The sequence below is a fragment of the Streptomyces sp. NBC_01216 genome (genome assembly GCF_035994945.1).
Taxonomy (GTDB): domain Bacteria; phylum Actinomycetota; class Actinomycetes; order Streptomycetales; family Streptomycetaceae; genus Streptomyces.
In genome coordinates this window covers 159,063-181,458 of the sequence record NZ_CP108678.1, presented here as the reverse complement: position 1 = coordinate 181,458, position 22,396 = coordinate 159,063, and the positions used below count along the sequence as shown (strand labels likewise).

The window sequence follows — 22,396 nt, the reverse complement described above, 5'->3', positions numbered from 1 at the left end:
ACCAGGCAACGACCGGGAGGGGGCCGCGGATGCGGTGGAACGTGAAGCGGCGCAGCACGAGGGCGCTCGAGGAGCAGATCCGTAGCGCTGTGTGGCAGGCCCAGCTGGTACTCGCCACCCGCAGCCCCGCCCGGCCCACCGCCGCCGAGCCGGACAGCGTCGTCGGCGCGACCGTCGAGCACAGCGTCCACATCGAGGCCGCGCTCACCACGCTGCTCAACGTCCTCGGCCCGACCCACCAGCTGACCTTCCCGGCCTTCGAGGCGAACCGCGCCTGCGCCGAGGTGTCCCTGCTCCACGAGAGCTGGGCCGCCCATTGCGCCGAGACGGCGCGGCCGGGCGCCGACGACGCCGTCCTCGCCCTGGACCGCGAGTTCCCCGACCCGGACCGCGTACGGGCCTGGACGCGCTACGAGACGGCCCGTCAGCGCTCCGCCGCGCTCACCGAGCGGCTGGCCGCCCTGGAACCGCAGCTGGCTGCGGTCACCGGACACGACCTCTATGCTCGCCGTCTGCCCGCCACGGCCTGACCGCCATCACGCCGGCCCATCGGAAACGGTCGGCACCGGGCGCCGGCTCTCTTGCAGGACCAGGCGGCGCAGTTCCGCGGCAGCGAACTCGACGGCGAGCAGCTCCCAGTACCCGCCGCTGCGCCCCGAATCCGTACGCCGAAGGAGGACGCTGAGGCTCACCGGGATCTGCCCGGACACCACCGCGGCCCCGTCCTGCTCCGCCCGGTCGGCATCCGGCTGGTGGACGGAACTTCGCGCTCGCTCGTGGGCGACGCTCACTCGCGCGTTCCGCAGCAGGGTCTCGATCGACTCGTAGGCGGTGGCCACGGCCTCGCGGTCGTGCTGGGCGTGGTGCAGGAGCAGCCGCAGGTCGAAGATCACCTGGCGGGTCACGTCGTTGACCGTGACGCTGGGGTCCTGGACGAACTCGTCCGAGGACGGCTCCCCTTCCGCGTCGCCGGCGTGCTCGGCCCAGGCCACCAGCTGGTACCACCGCCAGTGCTTCTGCTCGTTGGGCTCCACGCCGTGGGGAGCGGGCAGGCCCGGGAACCGAGGCCCGGCATGGGGGTTGACCCAGCCACACCGGCATCCGGCCGTCAGGGCGCCGGTGCCGTCCGACCACACCGCGCGGGCGGCGGCGTCGCCGTCGAGGACTTCCGCCGTGCCGTCGGCGGCCGTGCGGTGGATCCTCAGCTCGTGCGTCTCACCGGTGGCCGCCGGCTTCCCGGCCGGGGCGTCGGCCGGCGGGGGGTCGTTTCGGTTCTTGGCCTGGAGCAGGAGGCTGTGCGCCTCGGTGACTCGGATGCCGCGTGCCTTGGCAATGCGGCGTGCCTTGGCCTTGCGGTCGTTGCTTCCGCGCTTGGTCATGACCGACTCCCAGCGGGCGGGGTGCCCACGCCGTCCCGCCCTGAAGTCCGTGTCTGGTCAGAGCGAAGCATCATGGGCCCTCGCCGGACACCGGTCCGGGTGCCGGACCGTATCCGGCGAGCCTTCGACCCTGTCCGGGCGGTGCGGCGTGGGCGCGGCGCCGGGCGGTCTCGGCGCGTGCATGTCCTGCGCCGCGCCCAACGTAGCGCACAGCCGTACGACCGGGAGGCCGGTCGGGCTCACTCCCTGGCGGTGCAGCGCGCGATCAGGTCCGGCAGGTCGTCCTCGCTCAGGGCGAGGTGGTGGGCGGGTTCGGGATCGTGGAGGTGCCGGGTGACGACGACCTCGTACAGGTCGACGCGCTGGTCGTCCGCGTAGTGCTCGGTCAGCTGGTACCAGTGGTGCAGGACCTGCCAGCTGACCCGGCCGGGGGCGGGCCGGGCCTGTCGGTCCAGCTCCAGGTGATGGTCCGCGTACGCGGCGGCGATCTTCGCTCGGAGGGGCTCGGGCACGATGCCGGGGTCGGCCGCCCGGGCGAGGATGTCCGCGAGGTCCTCGGCGCTGTTCTTCGCCGGAGGGAGTGGGTCATGCAGATCCGGGGGAGGCGCGTCCTTGAGGCAGCCAGCGGGGCGGCGCGGCCAGTTACGGTCCGAGGAGCCCGTCACGGCGTCGGCGTCGGCGCGGATGGTGCCCTCCACGTCGTCGAGGTCGAGCACGAAGCCGGCCGGGCCCTGGACGGTCTCGGTGGCGTCGTCGAAGTGCCAGCCGGTTTCGACGACGTACCCGCGGCGGCCGGCGTGCGCCCCAGCGATAACCGCGACGCGGTCATGGCGGTGGTGACCGTAGGCGTCGGCGGTGATCGCCCGCTGCACGACGTCCGCCGCCCAGTCCGTGCAGACCTCAAGCGCGGGGTCGGGCAGGCCCCGCCCGATCCCTCGCGTCATACCGCCCCACCGGAGCTCCGGGGCCTGCGGCAGCTTCGCCAGGTCCGACGGCACGGTCGCCGCCGGGACGGCTTGCCGCTTCTCCGCGACGGGAATCCTGGGGGCGTGGGGGTTCCAGGTCCGGGTCAGCCACATCCAGCAGTCGGCCACCGGATCACCGGGAGCCGCGGTGCGGGCCAGATCGTGCCCGGCACCGGGCAGTACGGAGGTCGCCAGCTCGGTCACCCGCTGGTCGTCGCGCAGCTGCCACAGCACCTGCTGCCAGCGGACGGCGTCGACGGGGTGTCCATCGCGCTGGTGCAGGGCGTAGAGCGTGATGGCGAGAATGCCACGGATCGCGACATCGTCCCAGCAGTTCTCGTCCATGCCGCCGATGCTGTGCGCGGCGGTCACGTCGGCGGCCCGCCGGACGGCGGCGTCCCACGTATCGGGGGCCGGTGCGCGAGGGGGCATGGGCTGGCTCCTGACGGTCGGTCGGTACGTGATCCTAGAAGATGAACTCCCCGAACTTGCCAGCGCGTTCGGCTAGACCGGGGCGGGCTGCTTTCGGGTGGACGCCGATGTCCGGCGTCCCAGGCGTCCGCGGCGGCACGGGCGTCCACCGGGCGTGTCAGAGGTGAACGCGGTAGAAGGACCGCTCGCCAAGGAGAAGATCCAAGCCGACGATCAGGGCGGGTTCCCGCTGCTCGTCGAACATGCCGGTGGGCCCGTCGGCCTTCAGGTGCTGCCAGAGCCTGGCGACCGGGTCGTCGGCGGCATCGAGGTCGTGGCCCAGTGCCCGGAGGCCTTCGGCCCACCGGTGCGTGATCGGTGCGGGATCCCGGTCCGCTTCTTGCCCTTCGCCCGGCCGCATCAGACCGCGTACGTCGTCCGATGTGACCTGGTCGACGCCGCATCCGGCTTCGCCCGCCAGGAGGTACTGGGCGAGGGTCACGCTGGCGCAGCCGTCAACGATCTTGCCGTCGCCGACCCGGTTGCGGGCGAAGTAGCGCTGGGCCATCTCCAGGGTGCGCACCCAGGCGTCCTGCCACAGCTGCGGGCCGCCTTCGGCCTGCCAGGTCCGCAGACGGTCCACGACCGGCGCCCGGGTCGGGGCCCACCGGTCGCTCTCCTCTTTCAGATCGGACAGCAAGTCGCGTACGGCTTCGGCGAGGTGCTGGCCATCTGGACTGTCGCGGACGACGGGGGCGGACAGAGCCTCCAGGATCTGCAGGAGCAGCAGGGTGAGGGTGCCTCCCTCGTGTCGCTTGGGCAGGCGGGGCTTGAGCGCGTCGGTCAGGGTCGTCACGAGGTCATCGCTGTCCTGGTCGACCGTCCTGGCCATCGTCACGGCTTCCTCGTCCGGGCCGCGGTACCAGCTGCTCTCCCGATTCCTCCGCTCGCGCTCCCGGTACTCCGCCAGGGGCGCGAGCAGTCGGCGGGCCGCGTAGGCAGGATCCGCCTCGCACAAGATCAGCCGCTTCAGCAGACGCCGGCCCAGGTCGTCAGGGCCGGCGTCGAGCGGCGACATCGTGGTCACACCGCAGCGGCAGTGCAGCGTCAGTGGATCGCCCCAGGAGCCTTCGGCGAGAAACGGGCCGTGGCTGCCGCAGGACGGGCAGCACAAGGGTTCCAGGCCGACTTCGTGGCGGTAGTTCGGCTCGCTGATCGAGGAGTCCTCGGAAATCGCCTCGTTCCAGTGCGCGGCGTCCGCGTCCCACCGCTTCAGCACGATCCGGTCGACGTTGATCTGCCACACGTGGCGGGCGTCGTGGCCAGCGGGCGCGTCTTCGGCCGGCTCGTCCTCGTGGAAGCCGATCCAGGGCAGGGCGACCCGCATGCCCTCCTCCGGCGTCGGTGTGGCGACCTGCGGGCCCGCGTCCTGGCCCAGGGCGGGCCCGCGGTGCGCCAGGGTGCAGGCGTGGCCACTCTCACGCAGACCGTGCGGGCAGTCCTTCACGTGCACGGCGATCGCGGAGCGAAGGTAGCGGCACAGTTCGACGAGGAACTCCGGGTTGCCGCGGGCGTAGCGCTTGATCGGCACGGTGACTGTGTCGGTGTGGGGCGGTGCGACGAACGCGGCCAGCACGGCTCCGGCCTGCTCTGGGCTCTCCAGCGTGGGCAGGACGCGGGTGAATACCAGCGGCCTCAAGTCCTCGACGACCACCTGGTCCTGACGGGCCTGGTGGTGCAGGAGCGCGCCCAGCAGCAGCGCCAGCGCGTTCGTGCCGTCGCCCGGCAGCCCTGCCTCCCGATGGCCGAAGGCGTGCTTCTTCCACGCCTCGGTGAACTCCCGGCGGGCCAGGGGCGCCTTGGAGAACCACCACTCGACCAGCATGGCGGCGACCGCGCAGCACATCTCGGCCAGGGTCTCGCTGTCATCGAGTCCGAACGAGTTCGCGACCGTCAGCTGCCCCACAAGCATCTCGATGGCGGTGCCGGCCGCCGCGCGCCGCTCGGCACTCGTCATCTGCTCGCACACCACGGTCACCGGCTCGGCGGCGGTCACAGCGCGCACCAGACGCTTGAACTCCGGTACGGCCGGGCCGGACGGATCACCGTCGTCGGTCATATATCCGGGGAGCTCGCCACCGTTCGTGCGGATCGCGGTCAGCCGGGTCACCTCCACCAGGCGCGCCACACACGCCGGGTCGGCCGCGACCTCCTCCAGCAGCCGCTGCACACACTCCGTGCAGCCGCCCACCGCTGCTCCCGTCAACGCCGCGAGCAGCGGCTCGTTGACCGCCCGCCCCTCGGTGTCCACCGGGCCCCCGGGGAGTTCCACCGGCCCGTGCTCGTGTGCCCCCATTGCCGACCCCGTCTCCCTCTTCGCGCTACGTGTCCTCGACGTCACCCTAGTGCCGTGGTCCGCCGCCCTACGCAGAGGCGAGGACGGTCGCCAGCCGGGCGGCCTGCGAAGTTGGCGTGAACCAGGCGGCGCGGCCACGCGGCTCCATTAGAGTCCATGAAGCCAACCGCCTTGAGATGTGGGGATCGATGCCGGATTCATCCAGCCAGACCGTCGGATCGAGGACGCGGATCAACATCGCCGGCCTGGAGCGAGCCGACGCGCTGGCCGTGCTGCACAATCACACGAAGCCTTTCGGAGCAGCAGGTCAGCTGGCGCCCTTTGCGCTGGAAACCGTCACCCCTGCCGACGCCCAGGTGTTCATCGACGCCGCGAAGACGCGGAGCATCCGCGAGGCCCCGACCCGCGACACCCTGTACATCGAGCTCGACGGCACCCTGACCATCGACTACCTGTGGGGGCACTCGCTCAAGCTGGTTTTCGACGACGACGCGGTCGACATCACCGGCTACGACGCCGACAACGGGGCAGGGCTCGCCGCGCGCGCCATCGAGCACCTGCGCGCCACCGGATCGGCCACGCCAGCGACGGCCTGAGCCGACCGAGGCGCTATGCCAGGGGACTCGGTGACTCGGCGACCGGAGCGTCAGGCCGTGGCCCTCCAGAGGGCGTACTGCTCATGCGCATAGGAACGAGAAGCCCAAGCGTCGGGCACGCTGCTCAGTGCCGCGCTCGCTGCGGTGTGGTCCTGATCGTGCCGGAGTAGCGCCTCGGCGAGTGCCTGAGCCTGCTCTGGCCGTTCCGTGGGCTGGTCGTCCGGCCCCAGGCCAGCAGCCACCGGTCGGCGAATGCCGCGGTCTGCGAGACTGCACAGCGCAGGTCGGCGGCGTGACGCGCCAGAACCCGAGCCGGGAGAGGGAGTGTTCATCGTGCCGGAGATACCCGGGCCCGAGAAGGCGGAGTTGCGGATCCCGAAGGCCGCCTTGGAGGCGCTGGCCGCAGCCGTGGAGGTCCGCACCGTCGCCACGGTGAAGGACACCGACGGCCTCGACTGGTACTACCCCGTCGGGACCCGGGAGGAGGACCACGTCGAGTTCGCCCTGCTGCCCGGCGGCGAGGAGATCTCCCTGCGCATGTCCTCGCATCGCGAGCAGACGCTCGTCATCACGATCGAGCAGTGGTACGAGCTGGTCGGCCACATCACCACACCGTGGACGGACCGCTGACCGGCCGCCCGGCCCCGGTGGATCCGCCGGCTTAGCGGCCTCACCGCGCTGCCGAGCCCAGACCTGGACGCGGCAGCGCGGTGGCGAGCCCCCTGGCCTTCCGCGCCGGGCGTGGGACCGACTACACCACTCGCCTTTCACGAGGAGCTGGAGTCGAGGGCCTCGGCCACGCGTTCCGTGCCGTCGACGACCGAGCCGGATCGGCCGCCGACGGCAGGTGAGACCGCCAACCTCTCCCTTTCGCCTGCCCCCCGGTCGACGCGATCGCGGTCGGGACGGACAACGTCGACCACCTGCACGAGCTGGTTGGCGCCCTGTCGTACGAGGTTGATGACCAGATGGTCCGGCAGCTCCTCCAAGCCCGTCGTCAGCGCGTCTGAAGTTCCTTCACCACTCGCTCCGCCGTCTCCCGGGCGGCCTCCAGCCGGAAGTCGTCAGGGTCGGCGTAGGGACCGAGGATCTTCGCCGCGACGAACAGCGTCATCAGCTTGCCGTCCCGGCTCTCCAGATCGTCACGCCGCTCGCTGCGGACTCGGTCAGCGAGGGCGGGGACGGCGAGAGAGGCACCCCACAGGCTCGCCGCGTCCAGGCCGCGGGGGGCCATGCCCCAGTCCTCCCAGTCGAACATGCAGAATGCCGGCGCTGTCGTATTCGCCCAGTTGAAATCGGCGTGTGCCGGACGCCATTCGCCCAGGGCCGCGTCGACGCCGGGGAAGACGCCGTGGATCGTCTCCGTGACGAGTTCCGGCGTGATGGTCTCGGTGTCCGGAGTCGCGATCCGGTTGGTGCGCTGCGCACCGAGGGCATCCAGGGAGGCGTTCATCGCGGCCCACCACTCCTCGGGCAGCTGCGGGTCCTTCGCCACCACGGCACTGCCCACCGGCGCCGCCGGCAGCAGCTCCGTCTCGTCCGCCCGCCACATCACCGGCTCCGTCTCGTCCCGCCACACCACGCCGGCGAACCAGGGAGGCTTCGCGATCCCGGACAGGGCCTCCGCGGACGAGGTACCGTCCCCGCCCTGGACCCCGATCCGGTCGAGCCCTCGCCGCTCGACACGCACCCACGTACCGCGGTCCGTACGCGCTCCCACCGACCGGCGCTTACGCACCACAGTGTCGTGAGTAGGTGTTGTCGTACCGAACCTGAGACCGGTGTTTTCGCTGGTCAGGCATAGGTTCGGTGCTCCCGTGGGAGTGGTGGCCTGTCGTGTCATCGTTCCTGGGGAGGCCGTGGATGCCGTCGGTCGTGGGGTTGCTCGAACAGCGTGAGTTGGGTGCCCGTCGTCGTGTGGACGAGCTGCGGGAGGAGGCCGACCGCGTCCAGGCCGAGCTGGCCGCGGCCGAGCGGGACTGGAAGGAGTGGGTCATCGCCCGATCGCGGGTCGGCGAGGTGCTGGGTCCGGTGGACGGGACCGGAGATCACGCCCGGACCGAACGGGCGATGCCGGCCCAGGGGCAGGCCGAGGAGGCAGCACCGGCGTCAATGGCAGCGAAGCCGAAGTCGCAGGTGCCGGTGTGGCGCGAGGGGCTGGACGCGTCGGTGCTGTCGATGGACTACCAGCGCATCCTGCAGGCCCTCTCGGACCGGCATCGCCTCCATCAAGGGCCGCTGACCTGCCAGGAGATGGCCGTCTTGTTCGGCCTGGACACCGTGCCGTCGAAGGTGGAGGCGTTGCGGTCGAAGGCGAAACGCCTGGTCGCGCGGGGCTGGCTGGCCGAGCGTCAGCCGGGCCGGTTCACGCTCGCGCAGGATGCGACCGGGCCAGGCGACGGGTCATGATCATTGTCATCGACCAGTAGATCATCGCCTCGGCGCTGTTGGTGGAGCGTTCGTAGTCGCGCGCCAGGCGGCGGGTGCGCATCAGGTGGGCGAAGAGGCGCTCGACGATCCACCGCTTGGGCAGGACCACGAAGCCGCGCGTGTCGTCGCTGCGTTTGACGATCGCGAGGACCAGGGCGAGCGTGGCCAGGCAGTGCTCGACGAGGCTGCCGGTGTAGCCGCCGTCGGCCCAGACGAGTTCCAGCCGGTATTGCGCGTCGGCCACCTTGGCGAGCAGCACCTTCGCGGCGGCGCGGTCACCGATGTCCGCCGCGGTGACCATCACTCCAAGCAGCAGGCCGAGGGTGTCGACCACGACGTGCCGCTTGCGTCCGTTGATCAGCTTGCCGCCGTCGAAGCCGCGGCTGTCGGCGCCGACGACCGCGTCCGCCTTGACGGACTGCGAGTCGATCACACCTGCCGTCGGCTCCGCATCCCGGCCCGCCTCCTGGCGGACCCGGCCGCGAAGCCGGTCGTGGAACTCCTTGACCAGGGCATGGTCGCGCCATCGGCGGAAGAACGCGTAGACCCGGTCCCACGGCGGGAAGTCGGCCGGCATCGCCCGCCACTTGATCCCGTTGTCCACGAGATAGCGGACCGCGTCCAGTATCGCCCGGTGGCAGTACGCCTCCGGCTGCCCGCCCCGGCCCCGCAGCCAGCCCGGCACCGGCAGCAGCGGCCGGACCACGGCCCACTCCTCGTCCGTCATGTCCGAGGGATACCGCCGAACACGTTCCGGGTGATCGGCCGCATTCCCGAACCGGTGAGCGACACAATCACACGACGGAGCAGCCGAGTTGAACTCCACCGGCATGAGCACGTACAACTGCGGCAACAGGGTCTCCTGGATCTCGGTCGGCTTCGCAACCCCGAGCTACCAAGAGGCCCTGCTTTCATGCCCACGGCCAGCCGCGATCACCCGATCGAGACTCCCGTTCGACGCCCACCCCTCAAGATCGGAACGACAACAGCTACTGAGCCAGGCGCACCCCCAGCGACCGCTCGACACGGTCCAGCACGGCTTCCACAGGCTCTTTACGCAGATCCACCGAGCGCAGCGTCATACGCCTGAACGTACCAAGTCCCAATCGCAGCACGCTAAGTCCACCACTGTACTGCGCCGTTGGTGGCGCAGGCCGCCACCTCCACCGTGAACCGCTGGCCAACCTCTTGCGCCCTCGGCCCGTCCCATGACGCGCGCACAAGGTCCTGCTCGGGAGCGTGAAGGTGACAGATTCGCCCCTGGCCAGGAGCCTGGGCCGCTACGGTCGTTCGGGCAATGGCAGGTGGGCACGCTCCCGGTGAATCACCCGCTCATTGCACACCACGAACAAGCGAGGAGGTCGTTGTGCCAGCCACTACTTCGGTGAGCGAGAGCGAGCTGCGAACGATACTGGCCAAGCGCAGCGGCTTGGACGAGGACGCGCTCTGGTCTCCCGTGTTTCACGCGGTGCGCGTGTCCGGGCTGTCGTGGCCGTTGACCGGGAAGCAGGCCGAGGAGGTGCTGTCCGGCCTGCTCGACAGCTTGCGCCGTGTAGTGCCGCCGCCTGTGCAGGACGGACAGGATGACCGCCGGCGGGGATACGTGTACTTGTCCGAGATCACCGACCGCTACGAGCGGTGCGACACCCGCCGGATCCTCGAACGCATCCAGCGCGCCGGTATCACTCCAGCCGGCCCCGCCTTCGGCGGCGAGGACTACGACCCGCGCTCAGAGAGCGGGTGGGGCGCTCGCCCCTCCTCCGCGGCCGATCACGGCGACAAGCCGTCCTGGACTTGGTGGCGCGCGGTGCGTGAGGCCGGACCGCGCCCGTACTACCGGATGCCCGACCCGTATGTCGGGGAAGGCTCTCCACCCGTGGACCGCGCACTCGACCTGCGGGAGCGCACGGGGAACGACACCGCCTACCGCGAGGCGCTGCTCGAGGCCGTGCGCGAGGACCTGCGGCAGGTCGACTGCTGGGCTCATCTGGGCAGCCACGCGTTCGAGCGCGGCGGGTCCGACGACTCCGCGCTGTCCGAGGCCTTGGGCTTCTACCAAACGGCCGTCGCCGTTGCGGAGCTGTCGCTGCCGCCGGCGTTCCACGGCGTGCTGGCCTGGGGCGAACTGGACAACCGACCCTTCCACCGGGCGTTGCACGGCCTGGGACTGACGTGGCGGCGTCTTGGCGAGACGGCGAAGGCGAAGGCCGTGTTCGGTAACAGCCTGTGGACCAACCCCGACGACAACCAGGGCGTCCGCTACCTGATCGGCAGGTGAAGACGGGCGTCGCATGGCATCAGCGCCCAAGGCATAGGGCGGCGTGGCTCCGGCGAACAGCCTTCTCAAGGCCCGGTACGGTGCGCACGGTCGGTGCCGCCCGCTCCCCGGGAGCGAGCGACACCGCGACCGGCTGTCGGAGTCACCCCCTCAGGTACAACGCGTGCTCGCGCGAGAAGGTGTAGGTGTTCAGCTCAGGCCGCTGCCGCTCCCACACCAGCCACACCGCCCTCACGGTCGCCGACGTGCGGAGGCCCGGGCGGATGCCCTTGCCGATGGCGGAGGCGAACTGGTCTGAGCGTGCGGCCAGTTCCGGGGTATCGCTGTCGCGCGCGCCGTAGCCCCCGGACATGTGTGGCCAGAAGTACTCCTCGACGGGTGGCAGGACCATCCCGGCCGCCTCCAACCTCGCGCGCACGCGGCGGTTGAGCTCCGCCGGGCCTTCTTCGGGCCAGATCTCCACGATCGCGGCCGAGCCCGACGCCCGGGCCGGCCCGATCTCGATGTCGAACGGGGCCATCTGGTCCAGCTCCGCCTGGACCGAGCGGGCCGCTGCGGCAAGCTGCGCGTCGTCCACCCGGATGCCGTCGGTGTTGAGCTGGCGCACGGACTGGATCGTCATGTGCAGGTCCTCGTCCGCGATCGGCGTGATCACGTCCGGGAAGCGGGACACGACCTCCCGTATCCGGGCGAAGTAGGCCATGACCTGCGGCTGGTCCTGTGGGAGCCACAGGACGTGCGGTTTGATCCAGTCCTCGTCCGGTCCGTCCTCGCTGCCCCAGAGCCGGGTAGGCCCCATGAACCGGCGCATCACCGCTCCTCACTGATCTTGGACGGGTCGATCGTGCAGATCACCGGCAGATGGTCCGAGGCATCCCTGGCGGCCGGGCTGCTGTGCGTGGTGTAGTCGACGAGCGCGGGCGCCACGGGCCGGGTGGCGAGCACCAGGTCGATACGGCGCGGGCCCCACGGGTCCGGGTCCCCCCGCCCGTCCTCCCAGTGCCCGACGGTCGGCTGCCACGGCACCCCCAGGTGAGCGGCGGCATCCACCATGAACCCGCGGCGCAGCAGGACCTCGGTCTGCCGGCGATCGGCCAGCTGCTCGCCGCCGATCGTCCTGTCGAGGAGCTGGTACTCCAGGTCGTCGTGGTCGTGGTCGAGATACGGCTCCGCGTCGTAGTACCGCTCGCCGTCCGAGCCGGGGACCTTCGCCGCAGACAGAGCGTTGAAGTCGCCGAGCAGCAGGCCCGGCTTGGCGCCCCCGGTCGTACGGAAGACGCTCTTGACGCGGAAGGCCTCGTGCCGGCGGAGGTCACCGCGGAACGGGTCCCCGTGGTACGAGCCGACGATGACCGGCTCGGCGGCGCCGACGTCGAACGCACAGGTGGTGTACCCGTGCCAGAAGTCCGGAGCACCCAGCGGCCGAAACCCTCCCGGTGCCGGCTCCACAGTCTCCGGGTTCCATAGCAGCGCCGTGTACCAGCCACGGTGGACGTTGCTGGCCATGGCCGTCGGGCCCGGCGTCCCGTCGGCGCGGACGGTGGCCGCGCTCAGGCCGCACTCGGCGGCCAGCTGTTGGACGACGGCGGACGCCTCGACCGCCCATTCCGACGGCGGCCGGGTCTCGTCCACCACCACTTCCTGAAGCGCGAGGACGTCCGGGGCGATCTCCCGGATGGTGTTGACCCGGGCATTCCACGAGTCGCCGCCGATCAGGCTGTGCCCGAGTTTGTAGGCGTTGAGGTTGGCAAACCGTATAGAGCGTGACACCTTCGACTTCTCCTTGCTCGAGGGGCTGTGACCGCGGGCAAACGCGGCCCGGTCACGGAAGGGTGCGCGGCCCGTACAGGGCCGCCGGCTGGTTGGTCATCAGGGCCCAGTACCGGTCGCCGTGACTCCAGTGCCAGAACTCGGTTGCGTAGTTCACGAGGCCGGCGGCAGACAGGGCGGCGGCGAGAGTGGCCCGGTTCGTCCGGGCGTGGCTGCTGATCGAGGCCGCGTGCATGTAGCAGGCGCCGTCGGACTCCTCCGGGCTGGCGTTCACCCGTGTGCCCATGTCCAGCTCGGTTCCGTCGGCGTTCACGAGGGTGAGGTCAACGGCGGCGCCGGCGCTGTGCGGTGCGATCTGCGGCGGGGACACGTACCGGCTGGCGGCCTCGTGCACCTGGTCCTGTGTCCAGGCCGGGTTGGCTACACGGAGCTCGTCCGCGTACTCCTCGAAGTAGCGCTGTTGTAGGTCGGGCGGGCGGTAGCCCTCGACAAACAGCAGGCGCAGGCCGGCGGGCAGGAGCGACTGGGCGTGAAGGAGCCGGTCGAGAACTCCCTGGCGAAGATGTGCGAAAGCGCCCGCCGGGTCGGACCTGCGCTCGTCAACCAGCAGGGTCGTCCCGCGAACGTCGACGAGCGGCTCGCCGCAGTCCACGACGGGGATGGCGGCCACGCGCGGGTCGCTCATCAAGATGAGGGGACTGCCGGTATCCCGCGGGTTCGTGTTCAACAGGGCTCCTTGATTCGTCGGCAGCGCGCGGACCCGCGCGGCTGGTGGGGCGTGTCTCCACGCTCGGCGGCGCGGTAGTGCAGTCGCCCGCGCCGGCCAGGAACGGTGCCCCGGTGGCGCCGCCTCTTCCTGAGCGGGCGCCGGGGTGCAGATGGCCGGTCGGCGGAAGGAACGGTGTCGGGAATGGGGGTTCCTCGATTCAGCTGGTTTCGCTTCGGGTGGTGCTGGGCTACCAGGCGATCGGGGCGCTGACCTCGGTGACGGGCTGGCGCCCGGCCCGGGGAATGCCGAGGATGACGCGGGCCTGGTGGACCGCCTGGAGCTGCTCGGCCGCGGGTAGCCCCCAGTCGAAGAACTCCACGGCCTGCTCCGGGGTGGCCAGGATCCGGACGTAGGTGCGACCGGTCGCTGGGTCAGCGGTGGTGGAGCCGAGGCTCGTGAGGGCGGCGGCGTAGCGCACGCGCGCGCAGGGGTCGCCGGGGTCGGACAGGTATCCGAGGTACCGGATGCCGGTCAGCTCGGCGGCGGCCTCCTCGCGCGCTTCACGGATCAACGTGGTCTCGGGGTCTGCGCGGTCCTCGGGTTCTGGAGTGCCGCCGGGCAGGCACGCTGCGCCGGTGTCCGGTTCGAGGAGCACGAGGACGCGCCCGTCCGGGGCGAAGGCCCAGGCCCAGGACTGGCGGACCGCGAGGCCGTCGGGGACGCGGCGGGCGTGGTGGAAGGGGAAGTGGTGGCGGGCTCGGGCGGTACGCAGAACGCCGACCCGGTCCAGGACGGTGGGGGCGATGGGGAGCCCGTCCTCCAGGAATGCGGGGCCGCCGCCGTTGATGCGGGCGCGGAGCGCGGACAGGGCCCGTCGGGCGTCGCCGGGAGACATCAGAGCGGGCAGCTCAGCGGGCTCGACGAAGTCGATGCCGTCGATCTCGCCCGGGCGGGGCCGGATCGCCGCGATCTGGTCCTCGTCCCAGACGCCGCCGTCGAAGACGTGCAAGAGCTCGCCGGGGAACCGCATGGCGGGCGGCGTGGTGCGGCCGGTGGGGGAGACCCAGTCGACGGCCAGCCCGCAGGTGACGGGCGCCAGGACGCCGAGCTCTTCTTCCATCTCGCGGGTGGCGCCCTGAGCGGGGGACTCGCCCTTGTCGACGGCGCCCCCGGTTAGCAGACGGGTGGGCCGGTAGGTCACGCTCTGAAGCAGGACCCGTCCTCGCCGGTCGGTGATCAGCACAGAGGTGCCGGCCCACAGGGCGTGCGAGGCGCGCAGGGCTCCGTATGCCTCTTCGTTCATCGCCACGCTGGGTGGTTCGTCAGGTGAGGTCGTCGTCATCTCATTCCGATCAGGTCGTGGGCTCGGGCTGCTGCGGGGGCAGTTGCCGCCTCGCTGTCCTGCGCGGTGAGATCGGCGTCGTTGTCGTGTACGAGTGGCCGGGTCCACCGGCTGCGAAGGCGTGCCGTCGGCGGTGTGAAGACGTCATGGCGAGGCGGGCTGCGAAGCGGGCGGTTCGGGAGCGAGGACGATGGTCATCCAAGGCACTGCCTCGTCGCGGAAGGACGCGTGGATCGGCACGAGGTCTGGGCCGCTGGTGTCGTCGAGAGCGGTGACGTTGATGCCGATCTCCGGGATGTCGCTGTCGATCGCCGCGATGCGGCTGCCGCAGGTCGGGCAGAAGCCGCGTTTCGCCTCGCCTTCGAAGGTCTCGTACCAGGTCGGCTCGCCGCCCTCACCTGTCCAGGTGACCGTCTCGAAGCCCACCCACCACATCACGGGTGTGCCGCCGAGCTTTTGACAGTGGGGACAGGCACAGGCGTGGGCAAAAACTGCTGGACCCCGAGTGGTGAAGCGGATGCGACCGCAGAGACAGCCGCCGGTGCGCTCCCCAGATGTATCGGCTCCCTGGGTGTCGGCGGCTGGGGTGGCGTTCACGAGGTGATCTCCCTGGCATTCTGGGCAAGTTGGGCAGTGTCCGGTCCTGAGCGCGACGGCTGTGCCGGATGCATCGACGGCCGGGTTCGTGTTCCCCGGCGGCGGGCTGCTCGGGGTGGCGGGAGGGTCTGTCTGGCCGGAATGGTGGGTTGAACTGGGCATGGGACTCCTTGTCCGTCTTTCATCGGCCCCGGCCGATACCACTGGTTGGGTCGTGACGTGAAGCGGGTTCACCGTGGGCCCGGTGGACTGGCCGTGAGTGCTGAGGCGACCTGGCCGCCGCGCGGGAGGCCGAGACGGGTGAAGTACTCGGTGGCGAGGATGCGGTCTCGTCGCCCGGGGTCGGCACGGGACAACAGCGCGGGAAGCGGCCGCTCGCCGTGGAGCTGGCTGCGGTGTGAGCTGATCGCAGCCCATTTGCGGTCGAGCCAGGCCGTCACGTCCACGGTGGCGCTCACGTACTCGTCGGGCATGGACAGCAGGGTCTTCCCGACCCCGCTGAGCAGCGGACCGAGGTCGGCGATCCCGGACTGAGGATGGGTGGCCGCGTAGAAGGCGGCGGGCTGCCACGGCTCGCCGGCCTCCGGATACAGGTGCGGCAGGCCCGCGGCTTCGACGGCGAGGAGCGTGATCTGGTGGGTGCGCCGGTGGTCCGGGTGCCCGGTCAGCTGACCCAAGGCATCGTGTCCGACGACGAGATCGGGCTGGAAGTGCCTGATGTGCGCGACGAGGCGGCCGACAGCCTCGTCGAGGGGCGCATCGACGAGGCGTACGGCACCACCGGGTGCCGAGTCGGGGTTGCGCGCATCGGCGTAGCCGAGCAGCCGCGGCGTGCCGGCGCCCAAGGCGTTCAAGGCGGCCGCGAGTTCGGGGGCGCGATGGCTGCTGGCCGTCCAGGTGGCGGTGACGACCGCGGTGCGAGCGCCGGCGGCGGCGTGCTGGGCGAGGACTCCGCCGGCGAGGAGGGATTCGTCGTCCGGGTGTGCGAAGACTCCGAGGAGGGAGGGTGTGCTCGATTGCGTCACAGGGGCCTCCGGGCAGGGGCGGGGTGGTCAGGGAGCGGGTACGGGGGTGCCGGTGAGGTGCTCGACCCGGCGGGCGATGAGTGGGGCAAGGGTGGGGTGGACGCCTCGGGCACAGGCCTGGAGGAGCTGGGCGAGCGCTACCAGTTCGCCGGTCCGGCCGGCATCTGTGCTCAGCACGTGGGCGAACTCCTGCCGGATGCGGGCGGCGGTCGCGGGCGCGGCGAGCGTGTACGCGTGCAGAAGGCCGATGTCGTAGCCGACAGGTAGGCGCCCCCAGTTTTCCCAGTCGAGCAGGACCAGGGGTACGCCGGTGACGTTCGCCCAGTGCAGGTCGGCGTGCCCGGTCGTCGTCTCACGGACCCGCACCGGGTCGATGCCGAGGAAGCGGCGGAAGTTCCGGTCGACCCAGCCCTGCCGTACGGATTCCCGGTCGGTGGGCACTGCCGCGAGCGTGGCGAGCGCGGTCTTCAGATCCGACCACCAGGCGTCGGGCAGTGCGATGTCCCGGGAGAGGGCGGGACTGCCGCTGGTGACCGCTGGGACAGGCACGTACTCGGTGAGCTCGGCCCGGTAAGCGGCGTCCGACGCGGTCCAATCGAGAACGCCGCGAAGCCGCGGCCGCGGTACCGACCTGGGCACGAGCGTGTCCGCAGCCGCCGTGCCCTCCCACAGCCGTCCGCCGGCCTTGTCCGGCGCGGCGGAGACCACCCGCAGCCAACAGTTCCCGGCCCGGCGTCCCAGGGTGCGGCCCTGCCACCCCCACACGTCCGGCCCTGAGCCGGACACCTGGAACTGAAGAGCGGCGGTCGCGTGCGCGCGCCTCATCCGTTCACGGTCACCGCGCTCCGTTGGCGCGGTGAACACTGCCTCGCGTACCGCCGGTTCCACCGTCACACCCCCTCTGCCACGACGCCGGCCCCCAGGCGCCCAACGGGGCGGGGCGGCAGGGCGTCACGCCCAGGCCACCGGAACACCAGGCGGCAGTGCTCCTTGTCCAAGACATCCCCGGCGGGGAGCAGATCGTCGGGCGTCCCGGCCGGGTAGACGGTCAGGACGGGATCGGCATGCTGGTCGTTGTCCTCGGCGCGCACGTGGCGGTCCCAGGCCCGGACCGTGGCCACAAGTCGCTCGGCGAGCTCAGGGCCCTGCTCGCCGAAGGCGTGGACGATCCACTCCCACTGCTTTCCGTCGGGGTGTTCACCGTCCTGGGTCTGGACGTGGGTGACGTAGGCGAGCGAGGCGTCGCCGACGATCGCGGGCGCGTCACGGCCCTTCCCGATGACGGTCACCCCTTCGGCTGGGTCCTGGTGAGCGGCCAGCCTGCAGAAGGCGGGCAGGGTGGTGGCCGCGTACAGCTGCAGGGAGCCGAAGTACGAGTTCGCCCCCATCGTCACGCCGGTGGCGAGCTCATGCCGCGGCCCGCGCAGTGCCTCCTCCAGGCCCGCCGTCTTGGCGGCGGTGCCGTGCTCGAAGCGGAGCGTCAGCCCGCCGTCGAGGAGGGACACGACCGGGATGCTGCGGGCCTGCTGTCCCTGGTCGCGGACGAATCCGCAGTAGGTGAAGTGGCGGGCGTGCAGCACCTGGCCGCGCCGCTCGAAGGTGACTGCCCTGCTGTAGCCGCCGATCTCCAGCGGCAGGACCAGGTGCCCGCCTTCAGCCAGCTGCTGGCGCCAGGCCGGGGCGATGTCCCAGCAGCTGTAGGTGATCATGCTGCCGTCGAAGCCGCCGCGGGGCACGAGGTGCGCGGGAGCGCCGAGGGCGGCGTCGGCTTCGACTGCGGTGACGCGGCCGCTGCCGGCCTCCGTGAGGAAGGCGCGGGTGCGGCGTACGACCCACGGGTCGATGTCGACGGTGACCACACGACCGTCGGGGGCGGTGACGTGGGCGATCAGCTCGGCGTTGTAGCCGCCGGAGCCTGCCTCGAACACGATCGCGCCCGGCTTGAGGTGGAGGTGCTCGATCATGTCGGCCTGGAGCCAGGCCGCGGACACCGAGCTGATCGCCGTGCCGGTCTCGTCGCGGCGGGTGATGACGGCGCGGTCGCCGCCGTCGTACGCGGCCTCGAGGTTCACCTCCGGGGCGAAACGGTGGCGGGGCACGGTCCGCAGCGCCTGCTGGACCGGCTCGGATGGGGCCCAGCCGCCGTCGATCACCGTCTGGGCCATCGCCTGTCGCAGCCGGACTGCCTCGGCAGGCTCACCCGGCACGGGCGGCTGCTCGATGGCGAGGGGGTAGGAGACCACGGGCGGCAGGTCGGGAATGATCCCGGGCCACACGGCATCCAGCGCCGCCGCGGCAGGGACGAACACGTCCCCGACGCAGGCCAGAGCGTGCAGATCGTGGAACTCCCAGCGAGCGAACTTGTCAAGTTCGGGGTTGGCGAGCTGGCCGGACCAGCTGGTGACACGTACGACGGCCGTGAGCCGAGGGATGCCGTGGCTGTCGTCGACCAGCATCGACACCACGTGCGCGTCCGCCTCCTCGGCGAGCAGGCCGGTCTCTTCGCCGAGTTCGCGGACGGCCGCGGCGGCGAAGTCCTCCGGGCCGCGGGTTTTACCGCCGGGCAGTTCGAGCATGCCGCGGCGGGACCGGCCGAGCAGGACCCGGCCGGCGTCGTCGGTGACGACCGCGAGGGCGCCGGTGAGGGCATGGGCGGTGGTCGGCCGCTTCTCGACGGCCTTCGTGTCGGTGTGGCAGGGTCCGCGCAGGACCAGGAAGGCCAGGCCGTCCGCGTCCAGCCGCTCCACAGTCTCCCATCCGACGGCGAGCACGGCGATCTCGTCCTCGTCCAGGGCGATGCCGCGCCGCTCTTCGGGCGTGGTCTCCGCCACCGGGGTGATGATGACGAGAGCGCCGCCGTCGCGCAGCCGCTCACCCAGCCCGTGAAGGACGCGACTCCTGTCCTGCACGAACGGGTACATCAGGCGGAGCGTGATCAGGTCGTACTTTTCGTTGTGCAGCGGGGCGGGGTAGGCGTGCTCGATGTCCAGGTGCAGCCAGTGCACGCCCTCGACGTCGGCATGCTCCATACGGGCCCGGGCGATCGCGCTGTCCGTGAAGTCGCATGCGTCCACGGTGTAGCCGAGCGAGGCGAGGTAGGCGGCCAGCTCCCCGGTGCCGCAGCCCACGTCGAGCGCTCGGCCGCCGCCGTCGGGGACGGGGGTGTGCTCGGCGAGGAGTTCCCGCTCGCGCTCACCGAGCTGCCGGAAGTCCTTGCCCTCGCTGAAGTGCTCTTCCCACTGGTCGCGGGTGGTATACGTCAACGTGCTGCTCCTCGTGCGTAGTAGAGGTGGGGGTCAGGGGCGTTGGGCGGCGCGGAGCCGGGCCAGGGTGCGCCGGCCGCGCTCCACGAGCTCGGGATCGCCGTGGGCTGTGCCGTAGGCGATGCCGGAGACGGAATCGAGGACGGACAGGGCAGTGAGCTGGGCCTCCTCCTCTGGGGTGAAGGGGCGGCCGTAGCCGTCCATTACGGCGTGAAGGAGGTCGGGGCGGCCGTGCCAGACATCGGAGAGCCGCACGAAGTCCCTGATGGCTGGGCCTTCCTCCGACCGCTCGAAATCGATCACGTAGAGCGCATCGGCGTCTTCGTCCCATCGCAGGTTGCGGGGCTGGAGATCCCCATGGGTGGGGACCGCCTCCAAGGCGGGCAAGCCGGTGGCCTTCTCGGCGATAGCGCGGATGAAGTCCTCATCCCCGGGCGAGAGGTGGATGCGGGCGCCGTCCAGGTGCCGCTCCAGCTTCCCCAGCGGCAGGGTGCCGGCGGCCGGGCGTGGTGGGGCGCTGGTGTGGATGGCGGCTGCGAGCTGCCCGATGCGGTGAAAGATCCGGCGCTGCTGCTCGGGCGAGTACGTGGCGCCATGCAGGGAACGGCCTCCCACCACGGTGAGCACGACGGCCCGCAGATCCGCATCCGCGGCCACCAGGCGGGGCGCGGCCTCGCCAAGGCCAGCGACCCAGCCCCGGAGTGCGGCGACTTCGCGCTGGTGAAAGCGGCCATTCTGGTGGATCTTGACGTACCAGGTGCCGCCCTGGGCGCCGCGCGCCCGCCATACGCGGCTCTCCTCACGCGCCCAGGACGCGTCCGTCCAGGTGGTGATCCGGCCCACCGCCCGCTCGGCGAAGGCACGCACCTCCTCCTCCGGGATCGCGCCGGGGCTGCCGGGTTCGGGGACCAGGACCGTGCGGTCGGCGTCCGGGGTGTAAGCGATCGGGTCGCCGGGCTCCTGGAAGTGCACGGCCATCCGCGCGCCGGCCCGGTAGGCGTCCAGCCCGGCCCGGCAGTACGCGACCATCGGCTCCGGCAGGTTGTCGAACGGGAACCACTCCATGGCGTCGCAGACCCGATGTTCCATGACCTGCGGGATGCCGTCCCAGCGCTTCACCTCGAAGAACACCCCGAGGCGGGCGCCGCCGGCGGGGGAGCGGTGGTGCACGGTGACGGCCGCGCGGACGTCGGCAGGATCGACGATGACGCTGGCCTCTTCCCGGGTCTCGCGCACCAGGGCCGTGACCACGTCCTCCCACGGGCCGTCCAGGTGCCCGCTGACCAGATGCCAGCATCCCGCCGCGTACACGTCTCCGGCCCGCCGGGACAGCAGCACCTCGGGCCCGGCCGCGCCGTCGCGAACGGCGATCAGGTGAACGTCGAGCGGCTCGGTGTGCCGCTGGCCGCCGGTCATGCGTCCCCCAACAGGGTCCGCAGCGCTGCGGCGTCGGCCAGCAACTGTGCCTCGTCCTGGCGTCCGCCGTCGAGGAACTCCCACGGCAGAGGCCCGCCCGGGGCCGGATCGGTGTCACCGGCGTACCGGGGGCAGATATGGCTGTGCAGGTGGGGTACGACGTTGCCGAGGGTGGAGTAGTTCAGTTTCACCGGCTCGTAGAAGGCCGTCAGGGCCTTGCCGAGCGCGAGGGTGTCGCGCCAGTAGGCGGCGGCGTCGGCTCCCGGCAGGTCGGTGGGCTCGGCGACGTGCGGGGCGCCGCGGTGGATGAGCACGCAGTAGCCGCGAACGCACCCGCTGCGCCACAGATAGGCGTTGGCCACCTCACCGCGGCGAAGCAGCACGCCCCAGCCGATGTCGGCCGAGGCGTAGTCGTTCGCACACATGGGGCACCCGTCGCCGGAGCGGTGGCGGGGGAAGTCCTCGGGCCAGCCGGCCAGCACGGGGGAACTGTCGGCTTGGGGAGGAAGGGGGTGGTGATGCTGGGGCATCCGTACTCCGTTCGCTGAGCGGCTGGGGGGCGGGGTAAGGGCGTTTCGCGCGGGCGAGGTCACGGCCTCGGCCGGGGAATACCGGCGAGGGCCGGGAGCGTCCAGGTCAGCGCCTTCGGCCCCGCACCGGACGTGACGGTCTGGGCCCCGGTGCCAGCGGTGAGGTCCACGGTGTACGACTCCGGCCGGCCGGCTTCCTCCCAGCGGGCGTGGAGCTCCTCGAGCTCAGCCCACACATCACGCGGCCCGCAGACGCGAACAGTCCCGTCGCCGGGGCCGGCGACGGCCCAGGAGTCGTCGTCAGGCGCGACGATGGTCATGCTCTCGGCCTGGAAGTCCCGGACCAGACCGGGCGCGAGATAGGCGGCGGCGAGCCAGAATCCGTAGGCGTCGTCCGGCGGCGGGGCGAGCCGGGTCGGTCGTGCCCTGCCGGGGTCGGCTTTGATGCGGGCGCGGTGACCCAGGGCACTGAGCCACCGGTAGCCGAGCACGGGCCGGTACCCGCGTGGCCGACCCCGCAGGACCGCCTCGACCGTGCCGGCCGGGGTACGGGTGACCAGGAGTTGCCCGGGCCAGCTCGGCGTACGGGTCGCGAGCGTGGTCAGCAACCGGCCACCTGGTGCGAGCTGCTCTACCCACGGCGCCGGGACGCAGGGAACGCCGATCCCCGAGTGGATCCGGTCGTACGGCGCCCGCGGCTCGTGCCCTTCGAGCGCATCGCCCTCGACAACGGTCGCGCCGACACCGAGCCGGTCCAGGTTCCGCTGGGCGAAGGCCGTCATGTGTCCGTCCCGCTCCACGCCGGTGGCGAGTCCGGGGCCGGTAACGGCGGCGGCGAGCGCCAAAGAGACGCCGGGGCCGGGGCCGAGCTCCAGATACCAGTGGCCGGGGCCGAGTCCCACGGCTTGGAGGGCTTCGACGGTGGCGGGGGTGTAGGTGGACATGGACGTCATGTGTCCCCCGGTCACCGGGCCGTGGGGGAGTGCGTCGAGGGGTTCACCGTCGCGCTGGAGCAGGATCGACTCGTCGCTGTGGATGAGGTCGAGCCACTCCTCCTGGTCGTCGGGGTGGGAGCCGTCGAGGAGGCGCCAGTCGATCGGGTCCGCACCCGGGCCGCTGACCCGGACGTACGCGTGCGGGAGCAGGGCCTCGCGCGGCAAGCGAAGCAGCGCGTCGCGCAGCAGCTTGTCGGTCAGGACGCCGTCGGCAGTGAGCCGGTCGGCCATGTCGGCGCGCCGACGGCTCGTCGTTTCACGGAGGTCGAGAGGCATGAGCGGAGTCCTTCACGGAAGTCGGCATGGTGGTGAGGCGGCGGACCGGCGTGGCCCA

The 22,396-nt window shown here is 71.5% G+C and carries 21 protein-coding genes and 1 pseudogene; 5 read left to right on the top strand and 17 right to left on the bottom strand.

The genetic code is table 11. The features are described 5' to 3' along the window. The first annotated feature begins 29 nt into the window (after positions 1-29). Entirely contained in the window at positions 30-530 is a 501-nt protein-coding gene (locus OG393_RS33345; protein WP_327378807.1) for a hypothetical protein, read from the top strand. A gap of 6 nt (positions 531-536) precedes the next feature. Here OG393_RS33345 and OG393_RS33340 read toward each other — a convergent pair whose 3' ends face one another. The 3 genes from OG393_RS33340 to OG393_RS33330 form a co-directional block, all read right to left on the bottom strand. Then, complete coding sequence (locus tag OG393_RS33340) at positions 537-1,379, bottom strand: hypothetical protein (protein ID WP_327378806.1); 843 nt, start codon at positions 1,377-1,379, stop codon at positions 537-539. A gap of 239 nt (positions 1,380-1,618) precedes the next feature. Then, positions 1,619-2,776, bottom strand: coding sequence for a hypothetical protein (locus tag OG393_RS33335; RefSeq protein WP_327378805.1), 1,158 nt, complete (start codon positions 2,774-2,776; stop codon positions 1,619-1,621). A 157-nt stretch (positions 2,777-2,933) separates the two neighbouring features. Beyond that, on the bottom strand, positions 2,934-5,111 hold the full coding sequence (locus tag OG393_RS33330; protein ID WP_327378804.1) for a hypothetical protein: 2,178 nt from the start codon (positions 5,109-5,111) through the stop codon (positions 2,934-2,936). A 116-nt stretch (positions 5,112-5,227) separates the two neighbouring features. Here OG393_RS33330 and OG393_RS33325 point away from each other — a divergent pair, with 116 nt between their 5' ends. Both OG393_RS33325 and OG393_RS33320 read left to right on the top strand, forming a co-directional pair. Further along, positions 5,228-5,707, top strand: a complete 480-nt coding sequence (locus OG393_RS33325; protein ID WP_327378803.1) for a hypothetical protein — start codon at positions 5,228-5,230, stop codon at positions 5,705-5,707. 333 nt (positions 5,708-6,040) lie between these two features. After that, positions 6,041-6,337, top strand: coding sequence for a hypothetical protein (locus OG393_RS33320; protein ID WP_327378802.1), 297 nt, complete (start codon positions 6,041-6,043; stop codon positions 6,335-6,337). Between the two features lie 137 nt (positions 6,338-6,474). Here OG393_RS33320 and OG393_RS33315 read toward each other — a convergent pair whose 3' ends face one another. Beyond that, positions 6,475-6,696, bottom strand: a complete 222-nt coding sequence (locus OG393_RS33315) for a hypothetical protein (RefSeq protein WP_327378801.1) — start codon at positions 6,694-6,696, stop codon at positions 6,475-6,477. Positions 6,697-6,704: 8 nt separating this feature from the next. Next, positions 6,705-7,454 (bottom strand): annotated as a pseudogene (locus OG393_RS33310) (hypothetical protein); the annotation flags it as partial. Between the two features lie 116 nt (positions 7,455-7,570). Here OG393_RS33310 and OG393_RS33305 point away from each other — a divergent pair. Next, positions 7,571-8,116, top strand: coding sequence for a hypothetical protein (locus OG393_RS33305; RefSeq protein WP_327378800.1), 546 nt, complete (start codon positions 7,571-7,573; stop codon positions 8,114-8,116). On the opposite strand, the gene OG393_RS33300 is transcribed toward OG393_RS33305, so the two are convergent. After that, on the bottom strand, positions 8,073-8,864 hold the full coding sequence (locus OG393_RS33300; RefSeq protein ID WP_327378799.1) for an IS5 family transposase: 792 nt from the start codon (positions 8,862-8,864) through the stop codon (positions 8,073-8,075). The two genes, OG393_RS33305 and OG393_RS33300, sit on opposite strands and share 44 nt — an antisense overlap. Positions 8,865-9,503: 639 nt before the next feature. Between OG393_RS33300 and OG393_RS33295 the strand changes: the two genes are divergently transcribed. Beyond that, the gene (locus OG393_RS33295; RefSeq protein WP_327378798.1) at positions 9,504-10,415 is read left to right on the top strand and encodes a hypothetical protein; all 912 of its coding nucleotides are present in this window, start codon (positions 9,504-9,506) and stop codon (positions 10,413-10,415) included. 142 nt (positions 10,416-10,557) lie between these two features. Here OG393_RS33295 and OG393_RS33290 read toward each other — a convergent pair whose 3' ends face one another. The 11 genes from OG393_RS33290 to OG393_RS33240 form a co-directional block, all read right to left on the bottom strand. Then, entirely contained in the window at positions 10,558-11,226 is a 669-nt protein-coding gene (locus tag OG393_RS33290) for a 2'-5' RNA ligase family protein (protein ID WP_327378797.1), read from the bottom strand. Then, positions 11,226-12,185 carry an endonuclease/exonuclease/phosphatase family protein gene (locus OG393_RS33285; protein ID WP_327378796.1) on the bottom strand — a complete coding sequence of 320 codons (960 nt, stop codon included), beginning with the start codon at positions 12,183-12,185 and terminating at the stop codon, positions 11,226-11,228. Before OG393_RS33285 ends, OG393_RS33290 begins: the two co-directional genes overlap by 1 nt. A gap of 52 nt (positions 12,186-12,237) precedes the next feature. Beyond that, positions 12,238-12,870 carry a M15 family metallopeptidase gene (locus tag OG393_RS33280; RefSeq protein ID WP_327378795.1) on the bottom strand — a complete coding sequence of 211 codons (633 nt, stop codon included), beginning with the start codon at positions 12,868-12,870 and terminating at the stop codon, positions 12,238-12,240. Between the two features lie 271 nt (positions 12,871-13,141). After that, a complete protein-coding gene (locus OG393_RS33275) occupies positions 13,142-14,197 on the bottom strand; it encodes an NUDIX domain-containing protein (RefSeq protein ID WP_327378962.1) in 1,056 nt (351 codons plus the stop codon). 183 nt (positions 14,198-14,380) lie between these two features. Beyond that, entirely contained in the window at positions 14,381-14,995 is a 615-nt protein-coding gene (locus OG393_RS33270) for a GFA family protein (RefSeq protein WP_327378794.1), read from the bottom strand. A 68-nt stretch (positions 14,996-15,063) separates the two neighbouring features. Next, a complete protein-coding gene (locus OG393_RS33265) occupies positions 15,064-15,858 on the bottom strand; it encodes a PIG-L deacetylase family protein (protein ID WP_327378793.1) in 795 nt (264 codons plus the stop codon). A gap of 27 nt (positions 15,859-15,885) precedes the next feature. Beyond that, entirely contained in the window at positions 15,886-16,683 is a 798-nt protein-coding gene (locus OG393_RS33260; RefSeq protein ID WP_327378792.1) for a hypothetical protein, read from the bottom strand. A gap of 65 nt (positions 16,684-16,748) precedes the next feature. Next, entirely contained in the window at positions 16,749-19,121 is a 2,373-nt protein-coding gene (gene fxlM / locus OG393_RS33255; RefSeq protein WP_327378791.1) for a methyltransferase, FxLD system, read from the bottom strand. 33 nt (positions 19,122-19,154) lie between these two features. Beyond that, a complete protein-coding gene (locus OG393_RS33250) occupies positions 19,155-20,537 on the bottom strand; it encodes a phosphotransferase (RefSeq protein ID WP_327378790.1) in 1,383 nt (460 codons plus the stop codon). Further along, on the bottom strand, positions 20,534-21,067 hold the full coding sequence (locus tag OG393_RS33245; RefSeq protein WP_327378789.1) for an HIT family protein: 534 nt from the start codon (positions 21,065-21,067) through the stop codon (positions 20,534-20,536). The genes OG393_RS33250 and OG393_RS33245 overlap by 4 nt, the downstream gene beginning before the upstream one ends. Before the next feature lie 59 nt (positions 21,068-21,126). Beyond that, complete coding sequence (locus tag OG393_RS33240; RefSeq protein ID WP_327378788.1) at positions 21,127-22,338, bottom strand: methyltransferase; 1,212 nt, start codon at positions 22,336-22,338, stop codon at positions 21,127-21,129. Between the last annotated feature and the right edge of the window lie 58 nt (positions 22,339-22,396).